General features: G+C 66.0%; 12 protein-coding genes. 1 reads left to right on the top strand and 11 read right to left on the bottom strand.

Annotation, left to right across the window (positions count from 1 at the left end; all coding sequences use genetic code 11):
* Positions 1 to 25 precede the first annotated feature (25 nt).
* Together QTN24_RS08915 and ppsA are read right to left on the bottom strand one after the other, a co-directional pair.
* A complete protein-coding gene (locus tag QTN24_RS08915) occupies positions 26 to 451 on the bottom strand; it encodes an NfeD family protein (protein ID WP_124684164.1) in 426 nt (141 codons plus the stop codon).
* Positions 452 to 603: 152 nt separating this feature from the next.
* Positions 604 to 2,988 (bottom strand): phosphoenolpyruvate synthase, encoded by a 2,385-nt coding sequence (ppsA, locus tag QTN24_RS08910; protein ID WP_124684163.1) that lies wholly within the window; start codon positions 2,986 to 2,988, stop codon positions 604 to 606.
* A 258-nt stretch (positions 2,989 to 3,246) separates the two neighbouring features.
* Here ppsA and QTN24_RS08905 point away from each other — a divergent pair, with 258 nt between their 5' ends.
* The gene (locus QTN24_RS08905) at positions 3,247 to 4,164 is read left to right on the top strand and encodes a pyruvate, water dikinase regulatory protein (protein WP_313836537.1); all 918 of its coding nucleotides are present in this window, start codon (positions 3,247 to 3,249) and stop codon (positions 4,162 to 4,164) included.
* On the opposite strand, the gene QTN24_RS08900 is transcribed toward QTN24_RS08905, so the two are convergent.
* From QTN24_RS08900 to rseP, 9 genes are all read right to left on the bottom strand, one after another.
* On the bottom strand, positions 4,158 to 4,943 hold the full coding sequence (locus tag QTN24_RS08900) for an RNA methyltransferase (protein WP_313836535.1): 786 nt from the start codon (positions 4,941 to 4,943) through the stop codon (positions 4,158 to 4,160). The two genes, QTN24_RS08905 and QTN24_RS08900, sit on opposite strands and share 7 nt — an antisense overlap.
* A gap of 44 nt (positions 4,944 to 4,987) precedes the next feature.
* Positions 4,988 to 5,671: a ribonuclease HII gene (rnhB, locus tag QTN24_RS08895; RefSeq protein WP_124684160.1), complete on the bottom strand. Its 684-nt coding sequence runs from the start codon at positions 5,669 to 5,671 to the stop codon at positions 4,988 to 4,990.
* On the bottom strand, positions 5,671 to 6,864 hold the full coding sequence (lpxB, locus tag QTN24_RS08890) for a lipid-A-disaccharide synthase (protein WP_409558999.1): 1,194 nt from the start codon (positions 6,862 to 6,864) through the stop codon (positions 5,671 to 5,673). Before lpxB ends, rnhB begins: the two co-directional genes overlap by 1 nt.
* A gap of 27 nt (positions 6,865 to 6,891) precedes the next feature.
* Positions 6,892 to 7,695 (bottom strand): acyl-ACP--UDP-N-acetylglucosamine O-acyltransferase, encoded by an 804-nt coding sequence (lpxA, locus tag QTN24_RS08885; protein WP_124684158.1) that lies wholly within the window; start codon positions 7,693 to 7,695, stop codon positions 6,892 to 6,894.
* Between the two features lie 42 nt (positions 7,696 to 7,737).
* The gene (fabZ, locus tag QTN24_RS08880) at positions 7,738 to 8,190 is read right to left on the bottom strand and encodes a 3-hydroxyacyl-ACP dehydratase FabZ (RefSeq protein WP_019447440.1); all 453 of its coding nucleotides are present in this window, start codon (positions 8,188 to 8,190) and stop codon (positions 7,738 to 7,740) included.
* The gene (lpxD, locus tag QTN24_RS08875; protein ID WP_313836530.1) at positions 8,187 to 9,296 is read right to left on the bottom strand and encodes a UDP-3-O-(3-hydroxymyristoyl)glucosamine N-acyltransferase; all 1,110 of its coding nucleotides are present in this window, start codon (positions 9,294 to 9,296) and stop codon (positions 8,187 to 8,189) included. The genes fabZ and lpxD overlap by 4 nt, the downstream gene beginning before the upstream one ends.
* Before the next feature lie 49 nt (positions 9,297 to 9,345).
* The gene (locus QTN24_RS08870; RefSeq protein ID WP_124684156.1) at positions 9,346 to 9,876 is read right to left on the bottom strand and encodes an OmpH family outer membrane protein; all 531 of its coding nucleotides are present in this window, start codon (positions 9,874 to 9,876) and stop codon (positions 9,346 to 9,348) included.
* A gap of 22 nt (positions 9,877 to 9,898) precedes the next feature.
* Entirely contained in the window at positions 9,899 to 12,208 is a 2,310-nt protein-coding gene (bamA, locus tag QTN24_RS08865; RefSeq protein ID WP_124684155.1) for an outer membrane protein assembly factor BamA, read from the bottom strand.
* 160 nt (positions 12,209 to 12,368) lie between these two features.
* On the bottom strand, positions 12,369 to 13,766 hold the full coding sequence (gene rseP / locus QTN24_RS08860; RefSeq protein ID WP_313836526.1) for an RIP metalloprotease RseP: 1,398 nt from the start codon (positions 13,764 to 13,766) through the stop codon (positions 12,369 to 12,371).
* Between the last annotated feature and the right edge of the window lie 40 nt (positions 13,767 to 13,806).

Raw genomic sequence — 13,806 nt, 5'->3', positions numbered from 1 at the left:
AAGCAAAGGGAAAACGTGGGCCGGGCTAACGCGGCGACACGATCAGCGTGGCGCCCCGGACCTCGACGATCCGGTAGCGGCCGGGCGCGGGTTCGTTGCCCGGCGCCAGCTCGACCGTCCAGTCCGCGCCCCGGTACGGCACGCGGGCGCGCCGCGAGGCATCCCAGGCAGGCACTTCCAGCTCCTGCCCGATATCGAGGATCACGTCGGGGTCGGTCGCGGCGTCCTTGCGGCGCAGCCTGCCGTAGCGCGTGCGCCGGAGCGCCGCGATGGCGACGATCGCCACCAGCGCGGCCGTCACGGTCTGCATGGGCACTTCCGCGCCAAACAGGGCGGCCAGGCCGCCGGCCACCACGCCACAGGCCACCATCAGCAGGTAAAACGTGCCGGTGGCCATCTCGGCAATCACCAGCACCACGGCCGCGGCAAACCAAAAAAAGTACGACGTCATCCCGATCCCCAAAAACAAAACCCCCGCCAAACGCCTGAGGCGCCTGCGGGGGCAGTTGGAACACCTGGCCGCAGGGCCGGTGTCACACGGCGCGCCAGCCATCGAGGCCGGGCACCGCTTGTATGGACGTCGCTATTGTGACGCGAAATGCCTTAGGAAGCCAGTTGTTGCCAGGTTTCCACGACAGAATCAGGATTCAGCGAGATAGACTTGATGCCTTCCTTCGCCAGCCATGCCGCGAAATCCGGATGATCCGAAGGACCCTGGCCGCAGATGCCGACGTACTTGTCCAGGCGCAGCGCCGTGGAGATGGCACGCTGCAGCATGAAGCGCACGGCCGGGTCGCGCTCGTCGAAGTCCTTGGCCAGCAGTTCCATGCCCGAGTCGCGGTCCAGGCCCAGCGTGAGCTGCGTCAGGTCGTTCGAGCCGATCGAGAAACCGTCGAAGAACTGCAGGAATTCCTCGGCAAGGATGGCGTTGGACGGCACTTCGCACATCATGATGATGCGCAGGCCGTTCTCGCCGCGCTTCAGGCCGTGCTTGGCCAGCAGTTCGATCACGCGCTCGGCCTGGCCCAGCGTGCGCACGAACGGCACCATGATCTCGACATTGGTCAGGCCCATTTCGTCGCGCACGCGCTTCATGGCCTTGCATTCCATCTCGAACGCCTCGGCAAAGTCGTCGGCGATGTAGCGCGACGCGCCGCGGAAGCCCAGCATCGGGTTTTCCTCGTCCGGCTCGTAGCGCGAACCGCCGATCAGCTTCTTGTACTCGTTCGACTTGAAGTCCGACAGGCGCACGATCACGGGCTTCGGGTAGAACGCCGCGCCGATCGTGGCGATGCCCTCGGCCAGCTTGTCGACGTAGAACGCGCGCGGGCTGGCGTGGCCACGGGCCACCGATTCCACGGCCTTCTTCAGGTCGGAGTCGACCTGCGGGTAGTCCAGGATCGCCTTCGGGTGGACGCCGATGTTGTTGTTGATGATGAATTCCAGGCGGGCCAGGCCGACGCCGTGGTTCGGGATCTGCGCGAAGTCGAACGCGAGCTGCGGGTTGCCCACGTTCATCATGATCTTGGTCTCGATCTCGGGCATCTCGCCGCGCGTGACCTCGGTGACTTCCGTCTCCAGCAGGCCGTCGTAGATGCGGCCTTCGTCGCCCTCGGCGCACGACACCGTCACCAGCGTGCCGTCCTTCAGCACGTCGGTGGCGTCGCCGCAGCCGACCACGGCCGGCACGCCCAGTTCACGCGCGATGATCGCCGCGTGGCAGGTACGGCCACCACGGTTGGTGACGATGGCCGCGGCGCGCTTCATCACCGGTTCCCAGTTCGGGTCGGTCATGTCGGCCACCAGCACGTCGCCCGGCTGCACGCGTTCCATTTCCGACGGATCGTTGATCACGCGGACCGGGCCCGTGCCGATCTTCTGGCCAATGGCGCGGCCGCTGGTCAGCACGGCCGAGGTACCCTTGAGCTTGAAGCGCTGCTCGGCCTTGCCGGCCGACTGGCTCTTCACGGTCTCCGGGCGAGCCTGGAGGATGTAGATCTTGCCGTCCTTGCCGTCCTTGCCCCACTCGATGTCCATCGGGCGGCCATAGTGCTTCTCGATGATCATCGCGTAGCGCGCCAGCTCGCTGACGTCCTCGTCGGTGATCGAGTAGCGGTTGCGCAGTTCGGGCGGCACGTCCACGGTCTTGACGCGGCCGGCTTCGCCCGGCTTCGTGAATTCCATCTTGATCAGCTTCGAGCCGATCGAACGGCGGATGACCGGGTACTTGCCCGCTTCCAGCGTCGGCTTGAAGACGTAGAACTCGTCCGGGTTCACGGCGCCCTGCACCACCGTCTCACCCAGGCCGTAGCTCGACGTGATGAAGACCACGTCCGGGAAGCCCGATTCCGTATCGATCGTGAACATCACGCCCGACGCGGCCAGGTCCGAACGGACCATGCGTTGCACGCCGGCCGACAGCGCCACCACGTCGTGCGCAAAGCCCTTGTGCACGCGGTACGAGATCGCGCGGTCGTTGTAGAGCGACGCGAAGACGTGCTTGATCTTGTCGAGGATGTCGTCGATGCCGCTGACGTTGAGGTACGACTCCTGCTGGCCGGCGAACGAGGCGTCGGGCAGGTCTTCGGCCGTGGCCGACGAGCGCACCGCGAACGATGCCTCGGCGCCTTCGCGGGCGGAGACACGGGCGTAGTGGTCGCGGATTTCGGCTTCCAGGCGGGGCTGGAACGGGGCGGTGGCCACCCAGTTGCGGATCTCGGCGCCGGCTTCGGCCAGGGCCTTGACGTCGTCGACGTTGAGCGTCTTCAGGCGCTCGGAGATCCGGGCGGTCAGGTTGTTGTGTTCGAGGAAGTCGCGGAACGCGAGGGCCGTGGTGGCAAAGCCGCCCGGCACGCGCACGCCGGCGCCGGCCAGTTGCGAGATCATCTCGCCAAGCGACGAATTCTTGCCGCCGACGGTCTCCACGTCCTGCATGCGCAGTTCTTCGAACGGCAGCACGTAGGCGCCGTTATCTACCTGGTTGGTCATAAAAGCCTCAAAACAAAGTAAGAAATCTTTTGCACCGACCGGTATTTTCTTGGTGTTCTGGCCCCGGCGGATCGCTTGGCTGAGCAATTCCGACTGCGATTCGGCATTTGCCGATGCTGCGCCGCACATTGTCGACAATCCGGCCCCGAATCGTTGTCTGGCCGGCGTTGGCGGAATTGCTTAGCCAAAAGATCGCCGCTATTCTACCGTGCCGCACCGCACTTTCGCTCAGCGGCTGCTCCATTTTATCGTTCAGATATGTCCCTGCCCGACGCGCCAGACGCCTCGCAACCGGCGCCGGCCACGCCTTCCCAGCCTGCTCCGTCACCCGCCGCCAGCCCGGTGGCCGCGGATCGCCCCGCCGTCCGCACGGTCTTTATCGTCTCGGACGGCACCGGCATCACGGCCGAGACGTTCAGCCATTCGATCCTGGCCCAGTTCGAGATGCGCTTCCGCAAGGTGCGGATGCCGTTTGTCGATACGCCGGACAAGGCGCACGTAGCCGTCAGCAAGATCAATGAAGCGTTCTACAACGAGGGCGTGCCGCCCATCGTGTTCACCACGTTGGTCAATCCGGAGTCGAACAAGGCGATTCGCCGCGCCAAGGCGATGATTCTGGATATGTTTCAGACTTTCATCGAGCCGCTGGAGAAAGAACTTGGCCTGAAATCGACGCATGCAATTGGCCGCTTCCACCAGAACGCCGACACCGAAGCGTACAAGAACCGGATCGAGGCGATCAATTTCTCGCTGGCCCATGATGACGGTCAGTCACATAAGAACCTGGAAGAAGCCGATGTGATCCTGGTGGGCGTGTCGCGCAGCGGCAAGACGCCGACCAGCCTCTATCTGGCCATGCAGTACGGGCTCAAGGCGGCCAACTATCCGCTGATTCCGGACGATTTCGAACGGGGCCGGCTGCCCACGGCGCTCTATGCGTTCAAGCAGAAGATTTTCGGGCTGTCGATCGACCCGCAGCGGCTGACCGAGATCCGCAACGAGCGGCGGCCGGGCAGCAAGTATGCCGCCATCGAGAACTGCCGCTACGAGGTCAACGAAGCCGAGGCGATGATGCGCCGCGAGGGCATCAAGTGGCTGTCGTCGACCCACAAGTCGATCGAGGAGATCGCGACGACGATCCTTCAGGAAATCAAGGTCGACCGGGACAACTACTGACCCGACCGCCGCTGCCGCACCGCCTCGAACATGCAGACGGCGGTGGCGGCGGCCACGTTCAGCGACTCCAGGCCGCCCGGCTGCGGGATGCCGACCGTGCGCGCCACGCGCGCCATCCACTCGGGCCCGACGCCCGCCCCTTCGTTCCCTACCACCCAGCCCACCGGCTGCCGCAGATCGGTATCGAACACGGCCGCATCGGCGTGCGAGGACGTGGCCAGCAGCGGCACCGCCAGGCGCGGCGCCAGCATGTCCATCGTGCAGTGTTCGACGATGTTCAGGTGGAAGTTCGCGCCCATGCCCGCCCGCAGCGTCTTGACCGACCACGCGAACGCGCAGCCCGTGGTCAGGAACGCATGCGGAATGCCGGCCGCTGCCGCGCTGCGCAGGATCGAGCCGACGTTGCCGGCGTCCTGCACGCCGTCCAGGATCACGCAGTCCGTGTCGATCCTGGCCGGCAGGTGGCCGCCGGGGGTGTCGATGACGAACAGCAGGTCCACGCCATTGGCCACGTTGCTGATCTGGCTGAACAGCGCGTCCGCCAGCACGACCACGCGCTCGGACTCCACCTGGTCGCGCAGCGCCAGGACTTCGGGATGGTCGTAATGGCGCTCGCCCACCACGCACGACGCGGGCTGGCCCAGCGCGGCAAGATAGGCTTGCGCCAGGTGCACGCCATCGAGCACGGACTGGCCCGCCTTGCGGCGCTGATGGGTCGAGCCCGTCAGGGCCTTCAAATGCTTGAACAGCGCGTTGTCGCGCGAAGTGACGTGCTTCAAGGCGTGGTCGTCGTAGGAGACGTCTTAGGAACGTCGAAAAAAGCTTAGAAAGGCGGCGCTTCCGGCGCCAGGCCGCTCAGCCGCTCCAGCGCCACGCGCACGGGCGCGAACGACCGGCGGTGATGCGGCGTGGGGCCGTGGCGCTCCAGCGCGGCGAAATGCTGCGGCGTGGGATAGCCGAAATGCGAATCGAAGCCGTACTCCGGGTATTCCGCGTGCAGTTCCACGAGGTTGCGGTCGCGCGCGACCTTGGCCAGGATCGACGCCGCCGAGATGGCGCGCACCTTGGCATCGCCCTTGACGATGGCTTCCACCGGATACGACACCTGCGGACAACGGTTGCCGTCGACCTGCACGAGGTCCGGTATCACGCCGCTGGCCGCCAGCCCCTGCACGGCGCGCTGCATCGCCAGCATCGAGGCATGGAGGATGTTGATCTGGTCGATTTCCTCGACCGTGGCAAAGGCGATGTGCCAGCCCAGCGCCCGCTCGCAGATGCGGTCGAACAGCACCTCGCGCTTGTCCGCCGACAGGATCTTCGAATCGGCCAGGCCGCGAATCTGCCGTTCCGGGTTCAGCACGACGGCCGCCGCGTACACGGGGCCGGCCAGCGGACCGCGTCCGGCCTCGTCCACGCCGCAGAGGTAGCGGACGACGGCGACGGTCTGGGTGAGTTCGAGCCCGAGCTGGCCGGCGTCGGCGGCCTGGGCGGCCTTGGCGCGCGGCATCAGGCAACTCCCCGGCTGTGCATCAGGTCCGCCACCACGCCCGACGCCAGCCGGGCCGTGTCGCGCTTCAACGTCTCGTGCATGGTCGTGAAGTGTTCGCGCAGGAAGGCGATATTGCCTTCGTCGTTCAGTTGCAGCAGCGTTTCGCGCGCCAGCGCCTCGGGCGTGGCATCGTCCTGCAGCAACTCGGGCACGACAAAGCGCCCTGACAGAATATTAGGCAGCCCCACGTACGGCAGGTAGCCCTGCCGCTTCATGATCTGCGCGGTCAGCCAGGGCACCTTGTACGAAATCACCATCGGCTTCTTGTACAGCGCCGCCTCCAGCGTGGCCGTGCCGCTGGCCAGCAGCACGACGTCGGCCGACTCCATCGCCAGATGCGATTGACCGTCCACAATCGTCAGGTCGATCTCGGGATGCTGCGCGTGCAACGCCTCGACGATGGCATGCAGCGCCGCGTTGGCGGCCGGCAGCACGAAGGCCAGGTTGCCATCCATGCGCTGCATGCGCGCCATGGCCTCGAAGAACGTGGCGCCGAGATTGCGCACCTCGGACTGCCGGCTCCCCGGCAGCACCGCGACGATCCGCTTGCCGTCGGGCAGCCCCAGCGCCCGGCGGGCGCCAGCCACGTCGGGCACCATCGGAATCACGTCGGCCAGCGGGTGGCCGACGTACGTGGCGGGAATGCCCGCCTTGGCGTAGATCTCGGGCTCGAACGGAAACAAGCAGAGGATGTGGTCGACGGCGCGGGCAATCGTGCGGATCCGGCCGCCGCGCCACGCCCAGATCGACGGGCTGACAAAGTGCACGACCGGAATCCCGGCGCGCCGCAGCGGCACCTCCAGCCCGAAATTGAAATCCGGCGCATCCACGCCGATGAAACAGAGCGGCGGATGCGCCAGCAGCCGGTCGCGGATGGCGCGGCGCGTCGCCAGGATTTCCCGCAGCGAGCCGAGCACCTCGACATAGCCGTTGACCGACAGCGTCTCCATCGGCCAGTGCGAGACGAATCCCTGGGCCATCATGCGACGGCCGCCGATGCCGGCGTAGTCCACCGAATCGCCCAGCCGCGCGTGCAGGCCCTCCAGCAACAAAGACGCCAGCAAATCGCCCGATGCCTCGCCGGCAACCATGGCGATCGTGCCGCGCTTGTTCACGTGGGCCGGCGCTTCGGCGGAAAGCGCGGCCGGCATGGCTGCCTCGACCATCTGCGGCCGGCTTTAGCGCACGATGCCGCGCTGGGTGGCGGCAAGAAAATCGACAAACGACTGCAGGGGCGCCGCGGTCGTGGCGTCCGACTGGCCCAGCAGCGCGGCAATCTCGCGCTGGGCGTCGTCGAAGCTCAGGTCCGACTTGTACAGCAGCTTGTACGCCTGGCGCAGCGCGGCGATCTGGCCCGCGTCAAAACCACGGCGGCGCAGCCCTTCCACGTTGATGCCGTGCGGCGTGGCCTTGTTGCCGCTCTTGTCGCTGGCCGCGATCACGAACGGCGGCACGTCCTGCACCAGCGCCGACGCGCCGCCCAGCATGGCATGCGCGCCGATGCGCACGAACTGGTGCACGCCGCTCATGCCGCCCAGGATCGCCCAGTCACCGACCTCGACGTGGCCGGCGATCTGCGCGTTGCTGGAGAACACCGTGTGGTTGCCCACCTGGCAGTCGTGCGCGATGTGCACGTACGCCATGATCCAGTTGTCGTTGCCCAGGCTCGTCACGCCGCGGTCCTGCACCGTGCCGGTGTGGATCGTCGTGAATTCGCGAATCGTGTTGCGGTCGCCAATCTCCAGCCGGGTGGGCTCGTTGGCGTACTTCATGTCCTGCGGCACGCCACCCACGGAGGCATAGGGGCCGATACGGTTACCCGCGCCGATCGTGGTGTAACCCTCGACGGTCGTGTGCGAGCCGATCCGCGTGCCGCTGCCGATCCGGACGTTCGGGCCGACGATCGAGAACGGGCCGACTTCCACGTCGGCGGCAAGCTCGGCCTTCGGATCGACCAGTGCGGTGGGATGGATTTGCGTCATTCGTCCTGTCCTGTGCGTTCAGTTCTGCTCGGTATCGGAAGCTCAGCCTTCGGCCTGCTTGACCGTGCACATCAGTTCGGCCTCGCAAGCCACCTCGCCGTCCACGGTGGCGCTGGCCTTGAACTTCCAGATACCGCGGATGTAGCGTTCCACGGTCACATTCAGGTGCAACTGGTCACCGGGGTACACCACGCGCTTGAAGCGGGCGCCGTCGATGCCGACGAAGTAGTACAGCGCGCCTTCCTTGCGCTCCATGTCGGCGCCAAAGGTCAGCAGGCCGGCCGACTGCGCCAGCGCCTCCAGGATCATGACACCCGGCATCACCGGTTGTTCCGGGAAATGGCCCATGAAGTACGGCTCGTTGATCGTCACGTTCTTCAGGGTCTTGATCCGCTTCTGCGGCTCGAACTCCAGCACGCGGTCGACCAGCAGGATCGGGTACCGATGCGGCAGCAGCTTCAGGATCTTGCGGATGTCGATATCGGAGGCTGTCATGATGATTTCTCTTCGTCTTGTTTGTTGCCATGGGACCCGCTGGCGTCGCCGCGCAGCCGGCGCTCGAGCTGCACGACGCGCTCGCGCAGCTTCGACAGCCCGCGCACGATTGCCGCATTGCGCTCCCACTCGCCATGCGACGTGAACGGGAACACGCTGGTGAAATGGCCACCGGGTTTTGTAATCGATTTGGTAATCGACGTGCCGCCGGACACCGTGGTCCGGTCGGCAATCGTCAGATGCCCTGAAAAGTTCGCCGCGCCGCCGATCACGCAGAACCGTCCGATCCTGGTGCTGCCCGACACGGCCGCCGTGCCGGCGATCACGGTATGGGCGCCCACGTGCACGTTGTGGGCGATCTGTACCTGGTTGTCGATCTTGCAGCCTTCCTCGATCACGGTATCGGCCATCGCCCCGCGATCCACGCAGGTATTGGCGCCGATTTCCACGTCGTCGCCAAGCACCGCGCGTCCCACCTGCGGGATCTTGACGTACGCCACGCCGGCCGGCCCGATGTCGGGCGCAAAGCCAAAGCCGTCGGCGCCAATCACCGCCCCGCTGTGCAGGATGTTGCGCGCACCCACCACGCAACGATGATAGACAGAAACGTTCGCGTAAATGAGCGTATCTTCGCCAATCTCCGCGGCTGCGCCGATAAAGGCATTTGCCAGCACGCGCACCCGCTCGCCCAGCCGCGCACCGGCCTCGATCACGACGTTCGGGCCGATATAGCACGAGGCCGGGACCGTGGCATCGGGCGACACCGTCGCACGTGCGTCGATGCCGACACGCGGATCAGCATTGGCGGCGCGGTCGAAGCGCTGCGCCACGCGGGCAAAGCAGACGTAAGGATTGCGCGCGACCAGCCAGTTGCGGCCATCGGCCTGCCCGTCTGCGCGGATGCGCTCCAGGTCGGCCTGCGACACGATGATCGCGCCGGCCTTCGACGCCACGGCCTGGGCCAGGTAGAGCGGATTGGAGAGAAACGACAGGTCGCCGGGGCCAGCCTGGTCTAGCGGCGCCAGGCCGCCCACGGGCAGGTCGGGATCACCCACAACCTGCGCGCCGTTCTCGGTGGCGAGCTGACCCAGTGTGGGTGTCTGCATGGCGGTACTTCCTTGAAAAAAGCGTAGACGGTCGTCAGACGGCCGCCGCTTACTTGCCCGAACCGGCGTTCAGCGCCTTCATCACGTCGTCGGTGATGTCGATACGCGGATTGACGTAGACCGCTTCCTGCACGATCAGGTCGTACTTGCGCTGCTCGGCCAGCTGGCGGATCACGCGGTTGGCGCGCTCCAGCACCTGGGCCAGTTCCTCGTTGCGGCGCTGGTTCAGGTCTTCGCGGAACTCGCGCTGCTTGCGCTGGAATTCGCGGTCCAGGTCGGCCACCTCGCGCTGGCGGCGCTGGCGGTCGGCGTCGGCCAGCACGGCCGTGTCCTTGTCGAGCTTGTCGGCCATGCCCTTGATCTTCTGGGCCATGTCCTGCAGTTCGCGGTCGCGCTTGGAGAACTCCTGCTCGAGCTTGACCTGGGCCGCCTTGGCGGGCTGCGAGTCGCGCAGGATACGTTCCGAATTCACCGCGGCGATGCGCGCCTCCTGAGCCATCGCCGGGGCTGCCGCGCAAAGGGCCGCCGCGGCCAGCGCGGCCGCGCTCAGGGATTTGATCAGTGGGGTGTGGCGTTTCATAAAACAGAATCCTTCGTGGGGATCAGAATGCAGTACCGATCTGGAACTGGAATCGCTGCACGCGATCGGTATCGTCCTTCTTCAGCGGGAAGCCCATGCTGACCTTCAGCGGGCCGATCGGCGACAGCCACGACATACCGAAACCGGTCGAATACTTGAGGTCGCTGAACGTGATCGGCGCGCCTTCCTGGTACACGTTACCGAAGTCGAAGAACGTGAACAGGCGCAGCGTGCGGTCGACGCCCGAGCCCGGCAGCGGGAACACGAATTCCACGTTACCGATCAGCTTCGAGGCACCACCCACCGGGTTGCCGTTCTGGTCCTTCGGACCGAGCGTGCTGGTCTGGTAGCCACGGACCGAGCCGATACCACCGGCGTAGAAGTACTTGAACACCGGGAACGGCGTGTCGCCGTAGCCGTGACCGTACGCCACCTCGCCGTTGAAGGCCAGCGTAAACGCCTTGGACAGCGGGTAGAAGTACTGCTGCTGGAAGCTGGCGCGGTAGTACTGGGTGTCGCCGCCCGGCACGCCCACTTCCAGGTTGGCCTGGGTGTACGGGCCCTTGGTCGGGATCAGCGCGCTGTCGCGGCGGTCCCGCGCCCAGCCGATCGTGAACGGGAAGTTGTTGATCGGGTCGCCGCTGTTCTTGCCGATCTTCTGCAGCCAGGCCGTGTACTGGCTGGGCGTATTGACCGACGTGTGCACCTGCGTGCGCTCGTAGCCGATGCCGAAGAAGACGGTATCGTTTTCCGAGAACGGCACGCCGAACTTGAAGCCACCGCCGGCCGAGACGATCTTGTAGTCCTGGTCACCGGTGTAGTACAGCGGGCGCGACGTGCGGTAGTAGATGTCGGTCGAGCGGCTGATGCCGTCCACCGTGAAATACGGGTCGTACTGCGTCAGCGCGATCGTCCGGAACGACTTGGCCGTGTTCACGTCGAGGCCCAGGCTGGTACCGGAGCCGAACACGTTGTCCTGGCGCAGGCCGGCCTGCAGCACGAGCTTGTCGGTCGACGAGAAACCCAGGCCCAGGCTGATCTGGCCGGTCGGCTTCTCGGTCACGTTGACGTTCACGTCCACCTGGTCGGGCGCGCCGGCCACGTCCTCGGTCGTGATGTTGGTGTCGGTGAAGTAGCCGGTACGGTTGATACGGGCCTGCGACTGCTGGAGCTTCTCGCTGTCGAACCACGAGCTTTCCATCTGGCGCATTTCGCGGCGCACCACTTCGTCGCGCGTCTTGCTGTTGCCCACCACGTTCACGCGGCGCACATAGACGCGGCGGCCCGGGTCGACCATCAGGGTCAGCGCCACTTCGCGCTTCTCCTTGTCGATCTGCGGCTGCGGGTTGATCGTCGTGAATGCGTAGCCGTAGGTACCGAGCAGGTCGGTGATGGCCTTGGTGCTGGCCGTCAGCTTCTCGGACGAGAAGATGTCGCCCTTCTTGAGCTGCAGCAGCTTCTGCATCTCGTCCTGCTTGCCCAGCAGCTCGCCGGCCAGGCGCACATCGGACACCTTGAACTGCTCGCCCTCGTTGATGTTGAGGGTCAGGTAGATGTCCTTCTTGTCCGGCGTGATCGACACCTGCGTCGACTCGATCTGGAACTCCAGGTAGCCGCGGTTCAGGTAGTACGAGCGCAGCGCTTCCAGGTCGGCCGTCAGCTTCTGCTTCGAGTACAGGTCGTTCTTGGTGTACCAGGACAGCCAGTTCGGCGTGGAAAGCTGCATTTCGTCGCGCAGCGTGCTTTCCTTGAACGCCTTGTTGCCGACGATATTGATCTGGCGGATCTTGGCGACCGGGCCTTCTTCCACGTTGAACACCACGGACACGCGGTTGCGGTCCACCGGCGTCACGGTGGTCTGGACCTCGGCGGCATAGTAGCCGCGCGCCACGTACTGGCGCTTGAGTTCCTGCTCGGCCTTGTCGATCAGCGCCTTGTCGTAGTAGCGCGCCTCGGCCACGCCCACGGCCCGCAGGGAGCGGCGCAGCGTGTCCTTGTCGAATTCCTTGATGCCGACGAATTCGAGCTGCGAGATGGCCGGACGTTCCTCGACCTGCACGACCAGCACGCCGTCCTCGGCGCGGATCTGCACGTCCTTGAAAAAGCCGGTATTGTAGAGCGCACGGATGGCATCGGCGCCCTTGTCGTCGGTGAAGGTTTCGCCGACGCGCACGGGGAGGTAGCCGAAGACCGTGCCCGGCTCCACGCGCTGCAGGCCCTCCACGCGGATATCCCTGACCACAAACGGATCGGCGGCCCAGCCCACCGGGCTCCAGGCCGCAATAATGGCACTCGTCAGCAAGCTCAGCGAGATGCGCTTATTTCTGATCAAAGTCGATCCCCTCTTCCTCATCGATTTCATGCAGGGTGTTGGCTCCAACGCCGATTGCAGCTACGCCTGACAATACCGGCACGACCGTTCCCGCCCGACGGGGGAAATCCCCTCAGGATGCGACCGCCCCCGGCCGACAGACGTTTCCGGCTGCACGAAACTAGCCGCGCGCAAGAAACAGTCGGCTGACGTCATTGAACAAAGCGAGTGAGGTCAGGAGCAAGATGCACGCGATGCCGACCTTCTGCAGCATCGCTTGCCAGTGGTCTGGTACAGGCCTGCCAGTCAAAAATTCCACGCAATAATACAGCAAATGCCCCCCATCCAGCACCGGAATGGGTAACAAATTCAGTACACCGAGGCTCACGCTGACCAGCGCCAGGAAGCTCACGAACGGCTGCCAGCCCATGTTGGCGGCGCGTCCGGCGTAGTCCGCCACGGTCAGCGGACCGCTCAGGTTCTGCAGCGACGCCTGCCCCACCAGCATTTTCCCAAGCAGCTTCAGGGACAGCGTGCTGGTGTCCCAGACCTGATCCGCCGCCCGGGCCAGCGCCTGGGCGAACGGGTAGCGCACGACCTCGGTTTGGACCGCCTGGTTCAGCGCGGCGCCCAGCTTGCCGACCGTGGCCGCCGGCGTGCCGTCCGCGTCGGACTTGCCGCCGGGCGCGGCGTCCAGCTTCACGGCCACGTCCAGCCGCTGTCCGCCGCGTTCGATGCCGAGCGTAACGTCTTGCCCCGGCCGTGCGCGCACGCCCCGGATGAGCTCCCCGGCCTGCGTCAGCGGCTGGCCCTGCCAGGCCAGTACCTTGTCACCGGCGCGTAGCCCAGCCCGCTGGGCGGCCGAATCGGCGACGATCTCGGTGATGGTGACGGGGCCGCCCTTGAGCGCCAGCCCCAGCGTGGCCAGCGGATCCTGTTCCGGATTGCCGCCCGTATCGGGCAGCCGGCCCAGCGTGACGTCGCGTTCGGCGCCGTCGGCGCCCCGCACCCGCAGCACCGCGCGGGCATCGCCAAAACCCTGGGCGAACACGGCCATGCGCAGGTCGTTCCAGGAACGGACCGGCTCGGTCTGGCCGTTCGCCGCCAGCGACAGCACTCGGTCGCCGTCCCGCACCCCGGCCTCGGCTGCCACCGTGCCGGCCGCGGGCGTCGACAGCACCGGCACCGGCTCGCGCATGCCGCCGGCAAACAGCACCAGATACAGCGCGATGGCCAGCGCAAAGTTGGCCAGCGGACCGGCCGCGACGATCACGAACCGCTTGCCGACCGGCTGCCGGTTGAACGCGCGCGGCAGTTCGGCGGCATCGATGGGCGGATCGGTCTCCGGATCCCGCTCCCGCTCGTCCAGCATCTTGACGTAGCCGCCGAGCGGAATGGCCGCGAGCGTCCATTCGGTCCGGTCCCGGCCCTTGCTGACCCAGCGCGCCAGCGGGCGGCCAAAGCCGATGGAGAACCGCAGCACCTTGACCCCGCAGGCGCGGGCGGCCAGGTAGTGGCCCATCTCGTGCACGAAGATCAGGACGCAGAGGGCGACGATAAACGCGATCACGGTTTGCATGGCAAATCCCCCTTTCCAGATCCGGGCCGGGCCGCGACGG

It is taken from the genome of Cupriavidus sp. SZY C1 (assembly GCF_032190535.1).
In the GTDB taxonomy this organism is placed as follows: domain Bacteria; phylum Pseudomonadota; class Gammaproteobacteria; order Burkholderiales; family Burkholderiaceae; genus Cupriavidus; species Cupriavidus pauculus_C.
The sequence above is the reverse complement of the archived record's forward strand: the minus strand, read 5'-3'. Positions and strand labels throughout refer to the sequence as shown.